The 7,283-nt window shown below is 52.9% G+C and carries 1 protein-coding gene; it reads right to left on the bottom strand.

All coding sequences use genetic code 11. From position 1 onward, the window contains the following. The coding region (locus P364_RS36295; RefSeq protein WP_024631909.1) for an SDR family NAD(P)-dependent oxidoreductase at window positions 1–7,283 on the bottom strand (7,283 nt) is incomplete at its 3' end.

The raw sequence follows: 7,283 nt of genomic DNA, 5'->3' as shown, positions 1-7,283 counted from the left end.
TGCCTTGTCAGCAGTGTGCGGGAAAGCTCACTCCATTGCACCGGGTCCAGACCATATTCACTCCAGTCCATATCCGGATCCATGTCCTGCTCCTCTACGTTCAGCAAGGCAGCCACCTCTGACGTAAGCACAGCTACAGCCTCCTGCTGGGCTGTACTTCCCGCCGGAGGCGCCCACGTTGAGGGTGGTGTTACCGTTAGGGTCGCTGGGGTAGTTGGGGTCGCTGCCGTCTGGCCAAGTGGCCGTTCCGGCCTGTCTGCATGTGCCGATCCGATCGTTTGAGCGGACCCTGAACTTCCCCGCTCCAGCAGGCTTCTTCGCAGCACCGACAGCTTGCCTTCCGCCACCGCCACCTGACTGCTTCCACTCGCCCAGGCCTGATACAACGCCTTCACACCCGATGCGGTTCCCAGCGGTCTCAGCCCATGCTGTTTCCACAGGCGCTGCTTCCCCTCTTCCTCCAGCTGCATCCCGCCTTCTTCCCACAGCGGCCAGTTGATGGACAAGGTTCGCCCTTGACACTCCCCGCGGTTCATCCGCGCATTTCGGCTCACCGCATACGCATCCATATACCCGTTGGCGGCGGCATAATCACCCTGCCCTGCATTCCCCGTCACCGCTGCACCCGAGGAGAACAGCAGCAGTACATCCAGGGCTTCTGTCCCGATCGCTTCTTCCAGGTTCCGTAGGCCGTCTACTTTCGGAGCCAGCACGGCCTGCCAGTCGCTTTCCGTTTTGTATCGTACCAGACTGTCACGGATCTCTCCGGCACAATGCAGCACCCCGTTCACCTGGCCATACTGCTGACGGAGACGCCCAAACAGTCCGTGGACCGCTTCCCGATCGGTGACGTCCACTGCTTCATAAAGCACCCGGGCAGGAAGCTGCGCCATCTCTCGCTGGACCGCCTCTGGCATCACCGGGGATCGGCCCGTCAAAATGAGCGTACCGCCTTCTGTACGGGCTGCAATCTCCCGGGCCCAGATCCGTCCCAGGCCACCGGCTCCGCCTGTAATGACGTACACGCCTCCGTCTCTCCAAGGGGACAACAGCGGGAAGCCGCTCTTCCGCTTTGTCTTGACCTCTGTCTCCGCATTCCCATTCGTCTTCCCATCCATATTCAGGTCGACATTCACGTTCTCGCCCATGTCCACGTCGACCGCCTGCCAGCCCGCTCGCTCCAGCTCGTCCGCTTCCCAACGCAGATGGCTCTCCTCCGCATGAAGCGCACACTGGTGCAGCTGCTCGGTCAACCGTGCAGCGGATGTACCCGGCTGGACTTCGACAAGCTGTGCCAGACAGCCCGGATGCTCCAGCCTCACTGTCCGCAGCAGCCCGCTCAGGCCGGCGAACCGCCTTCCTTGTTCATCTCCCGCCATGACGACCTGCAAGGCCATCCGGTGGCTTCGCTGCATCGCAAGCTGCTGCTGCACATGATGCAGGATGGCCTGAACCGCCTGTCCGTACCGCGCCTCCAACGGTCCCGTTAACGTCATCTGCTTCCAGGACACATCCGCAGCCGCGAGGTCTTGCGGGGCCCACTCACACAGCAGCACCGCGGGTTCGACTGCCGGAACCGCAGGCGTTAGAGAGTACTGCGGCAGCTCCTGCCACTCGGGCTGCACCAGCAGCACACCTTCCCGGCTTTCCGGTACACGCGAGGTCATGCCTCGCAGCCGAATGCAAACCTGTCCCTCTGAATCGGACAACTCCAGATCCAGTTTACGGACCCTCGCCTCCGCATCGGACGATGCCGCTGGCTCGGGGCGAACACGCACTACCGCCCACATGTGCGCCTGGCAAGGGGCCATCACTTCCGCCTCCTCCAGCGCAAAAGGCAGCGGAGCGAAAGCGGGCGAGTTCCCATACCGTTCTGCTGTGCTCGCAAGGGCTGTGCCCTCCAGGCCTGCCTCGCCCCCCGAACTCAGCACTTCCGCGATCTGATCTCCTGCCAGCAGGGCGATGGACGCTTGCAAGGCGCCATCCACCATCCCCGGATGCAGCACGGTGTCCGCCTGCCCTTCGAAGAGGGCTTGCGGCAGACGAAGCTGCGCCAAAGCCTCGTCCGTCCCCCAGTGTAGTTCGACAATCACCTGATGGGACGGACCGTACTCCAGACCCAGTTTCCGAAACGTCTCATAACAGACTGCCCCGCTGATCTCTCCCTGCGTACACCTACTGCGCACAGCCTGCAAATCCAGGCTTTGCCCCGCTTCTGCAAGGGGCGATCCCACACTTACACGCCCCTGGCTATACACCGCTTCGCCAGACTCGATTGCACCCTCATGTGATAACGCTGCCCCTATTTCATAGGACAGGCTCCCATCTGCCTCGGCCTCAAGCGCGAGATGAACCTCCACAGGCTCCTCCCCAACGACGAGCGGCCTGCTCCACATTACATGGCGCAGCAGCAGACTGTGCGTGCGTGGAGGCCAATTCGCTGCGTGCACCGCTGCTGCCCGGGCCATTTCCAGCTGAACGACAGCGGGAAGCAGCTGGTGTCCCTGCACCACATGATCGCTTAGGAAGGGCTCTTTGCCATTAAACTGACTGCTGTACCACTGACCTCGCAGCAGATCCGAACGGTTGTGGTGCAGCATGGAGTGCAGCACTGCCGCTTTTTTGCCGAAACCTGCCGTCCCGCTCTCCCTTTTTGCTTGGACCATAGGGACCCAGTAGCGCTCTCTTTGAAATGAATAGGTAGGGAGACTGATCCGAGTGGGCTTGCTGTCCCTCTGGTACATGCTGTTCCAATCAATGGTAATTCCTTTAGCCCATACTTCGGCGATTGAAGCCAGCTTTCTCTTGTTCATCCAGATTTCGATTGCTGTCCGAATGTCTTCATCTGATTGAAACAGTTCTGTGATACCATCTTCTTGAAGCCGGACTTCTCCCTCATAACCAACCCGACTGTTCAACGATCCCTTCTCCAGGCCAAGATCCTTGCTTTTCACATATTCTGCACATTTTCTTTTCAGCTCTTCAAGAGAACTGACAACAAAAGCAACCCTGTATCGCATGTGCTCTCTGCCCACCTGCAGCGTGTATGCCAGATTGGATAGCTTGATTCCCAGTGTGGCAGCGGAATTTGGGTCTTCCTTACCGGTGGAGAGATAATTCATCATGTTGCGTACATGATCAAGCAGACTTGTTTGGTTTTTGGCAGAGAACGGAACAATGACTGGAAGCTCGGACTCAAAATCCGAACTGGAATCTACTGCTGTCGATATATATTGTTCAACTATCATATGGGCGTTACTGCCGTTTGCCCCAAAGGAGCTAATACCCGCTCGCAAGGGTCCGGTCTCTGGAGTGCTACGATCTGCCTTCACAATTCTCCAGTCCCTTCCTTCCCTCTCCACATAAAAAGGTGTGTGCTGAAAAGGAATATACGGATTCAGACGCTCCGCATGCAAGGAAGGAAAAATCCGGTTGTATTTCATCTGTAGCAGTACCTTGGTTAATGCAGCTACACCCGCAGCCGCTTCCAAATGCCCGATATTGGACTTCAGTGAACCAATTGCACAACTCTGTTCCGACAGTGCCCCGTCCGCCAATGCTTTGTTCAGTCCCTGTACCTCGATCGGATCTCCAAGGGACGTTCCTGTGCCGTGTGTTTCAAAATAACTGACTGTTCGAGGATCAACCCCTGAACGTTTGAAGGCCGCCTTAATAACTTCCGACTGTGCTGTTGAGTCTGGTACCGTTGGACCTGATGTTTTTCCTCCGTGATTGATTGCAGACCCTTTGATGACACCATAAATGGAATAACCTTCCTCCTCGGCATGACGCAGACTGGTCAGCAATACCGTTCCGGCTCCCTCGCCCGGCACATATCCATCTCCACCCTCTCCAAAACTGCGACACCGTCCATCGGATGACAACAGCTGTGCCTCCTTCAAAAACATGTATCGATGTGGATGCGTAATGACGTTGACTCCGCCAGCAAGAGCATACTCACATTCCTCATTTCGAATGCTTTCGCAGGCCAGATGAATGGCCGTTAATGCGGAGGAACACATCGTATCTACCGCAAGAGAAGGACCATGGAAATTCATGCAATACGATACCATGTTGGCAACGGACGCTGCACTGACTCCCAAGGATGTAGGTACACCGCGATCTGTCAGCTCTGATGCAAACAGTTCATAATGATTCCAGAATACACCGGCAAATACACCTACACTCCGGGTGCCTGTTGCAGCTTCGTGATGTGGATTGCGGTCAACACGGAAACCCGCATCTTCACAAGCCTCCCATGCCGTTTCCAGAAAAAGTCTTGCCTGGGGGTCCATCATCTCCACCTGACGGGGAGATAGATTAAAAAACAGTGGATCGAACTCATCAATCTTATCGATGAATCCCCCAAACTGATAATATGAATCCGGCGTATACGAGAAACGCCCCTGTTCCCAACGTTCGATCGGAAAGCCTGTAATACAATCCTTGCCTGATAACAGATTGGCAGCAAACTCATTCACATTCCGAGCCATCGGATATCGTCCAGCCACACCAATAATGGCTATATCCTCTGTTTGCGTTCCTGATTGCCGCATTTCTTTTTGAGGCACCTCATGATTTAAACCTTTTGCTGATGATGGGCCCTCCACATGGATAGTCGTTTGCGCAAAGCTTCGAATGAACGTGGGTTTACCATACATCACGACCATCTGTGTTGAAGCATTCATCATAAGCGAATCGAATAGTTGTATTCCTACGCTCTGAGGCAGCGGAGCCAATCCTGTTTTTGCTTCCAACTGCTGCTCGTAAACTGGATCGATCGACATGCCTCCATTCGCCCATAGGGGCCAATTGATCGAAATGGTTCTGCCTGATCGCTGTCCTGCCACAACCTGTTGCTGACGCCGCTCTGCAAACCAATCCATAAAAGCGTTGCCACAAGCATAATCTGCTTGTCCCATATTCCCGAGCACAGCCGACAGAGAAGAAAATAAAACAAAAAAGTCCAATGGTTCATCACGAGTATATTCATCCAGGTACCAAAGTCCGCTCACTTTAGGGCCAAGCACTTCCGATATATCCTCTTTTGTTTTCTGTAAAATGAATTGGTCCCGGGTAATTCCTGCACAGTGTACGATTCCCCGAATAGCTCCCAGGCTGGTCCGAATCTGCTGGATAACACGACTCGTCTGTTCGCTATGAGTTAGATCTGCCTGAAAATAATGAACATCAGCCCCCAGACGCTTCAACTCGGATATCTTATCGGACTCTTTTTCGCCAAGAGAAGAACGCCCCACCAGCGCCAATGTAATCCTCCCTTGCTCAGCCAAATGGCGGCCCACCATCAAGCCTAATCCACCCAATCCACCTGTAATCAGATAAACACCGTCTATTGCGACATACTGGCTTTTCTGTGGCGACATTATCGGTTTCTCACGGAATTTTTTCACCATCCGCACATGAGATTTTCCGGTGTAATACACTTCAATGACTCCCGAGGAATGCGTTAACCGCTCCTTATCCAACCAGTCTGCCCATTGCGTTCTTGTGACGTTATGAATATCATCCACCGTGATGATCTGCCCGTGCAGATGAGGGTTCTCAGCATGAGCTGTTCTTAATAGCGCTCCCATAGCGCCTGAAAAATCAGCGCCCGTTCCCGACGGACCAATTAATTGTATATGGGTCTCCGCTTTGGGAAACCGCTGCATGTAATTCTGAAGCCAGACTATACATTGCTCGCATATTTGTTCAAATGATTGTGGCATGGTACGTTCACTTGTCAGGGTGACAACCTCGGATTGCGGAAAGCATTCCTTGATCATTTGATCATGTCCAGCTGACTGCCCGCAAAGAATGATAACGTGGCTGCGCACCTTATTTGAGGTGTTACGCATATGCAGCGTGACTTCTTCCCAGAAGGGTTCGAGCAAGATCGATGAGTAATGATCACTCTTTCTCTGATCAAAATCGCGTTCCGAAGTTTCGGTGCTTGCCTTGCTGGCGGAAGCTTTGTTCTCTGCATACTGATGTTCAGTAAATGCCTCAGGCCAATGTTGGTGCAGGTATGCAGCCAGAGAATGGATATTGGAATATTCAAATAACAGCGTGGGGTATAGCTGTTCCTTCACTTTGTTCTCCAGCGTCCTTGAAAGGTTGACAAGCTGTAAGGAATCCAGGCCCATCTGATAAAATCCCAGCTCTGTGTCCAAGATCGCTTCTGGTGTTCCAAGCACTTTGCCTATCTCTTCCTTTAAATAGTCCCCAACCTGCTTCATGTTCCCTTCTGGAACACTTCTTCGCTGATTCAATAATTCGGATGTGCCATGTTTGCTGACCTGTGACTCTTGTATGCTGACCTGTGGGACATGCTCTCGTACAGCTGCATCCTCTGATTCTGACGCTTCTACTCCATTTGGATGCTGATGTACGTCGGCCCATTTCTGTATCAAATGAGGACTACGAATGCGTTTGGCGGTTAAACGCTCAAATTCAACCAAGGACTTGCCAGCAGAGTCAACCACCCAAATATCTGTAGAAACCAGATCTGGTGATGAGACAGAATGGTCGTTTGTCAATGGTCGAGCGAGCGAATACACACCAATGCTGTCAGGTAACGGACCATAAATACGGAAGCGTTCAATCATAAAAGGAATATAGGGAGTCTGATCATCAAACATCCCCTGTGCTTTTCCCTTTAAACGAAATGAGGAGCCCGCAAACGTTGCCCCATCCAAAAAAGCTGCATGCGCATAAAACTCATCAGAGTAAACGGAAGCCTCATCACTGAGATTCAGACACATAAGCTCCTGATTCTCATATTGGTAGACGACCCCTGAAGTTTGCATAAATGGCCCATGTTCGATGTTGACCTGCCTCGCCAATTGATAAACCTCATCCATGCTCCACTGATCCCGGGATTGAGTTTTCAGATCCTGAACATAGATCACCGGCGGATTAGACTCGGGATCAACAAGAAACATCGTACATTGCATATGTTGTTCTTCACTGCTTTGATCGATAATACCATTCATCACTTTTTTGCTTGTAATGGTTACCCCCCACTGCATCTCTGAAGGTACCGGCGAGAACGTCACAGCAATCTCGCGATCCAATTGCTCTGTTGTCACAATCGGCGTTGTAAACAAAATCTGGCGCAATTCGATGGAGTGTGTCTCTATATATAAAGCCGACAAACGATAGATCATATCCAGCAGGGTGACCCCGGGTAACGTACAAATTCCGTGTACACGATGATCCTGAACGATGGCGTTGCTGTGGCTTAACCGTTGCACGTATGTTTCTTGATTGCGACCTATCAA

This window comes from Paenibacillus sp. MAEPY2 (assembly GCF_000499205.1).
GTDB classification, from domain to species: domain Bacteria; phylum Bacillota; class Bacilli; order Paenibacillales; family Paenibacillaceae; genus Paenibacillus; species Paenibacillus vandeheii.
The sequence above is the reverse complement of the archived record's forward strand: the minus strand, read 5'-3'. Positions and strand labels throughout refer to the sequence as shown.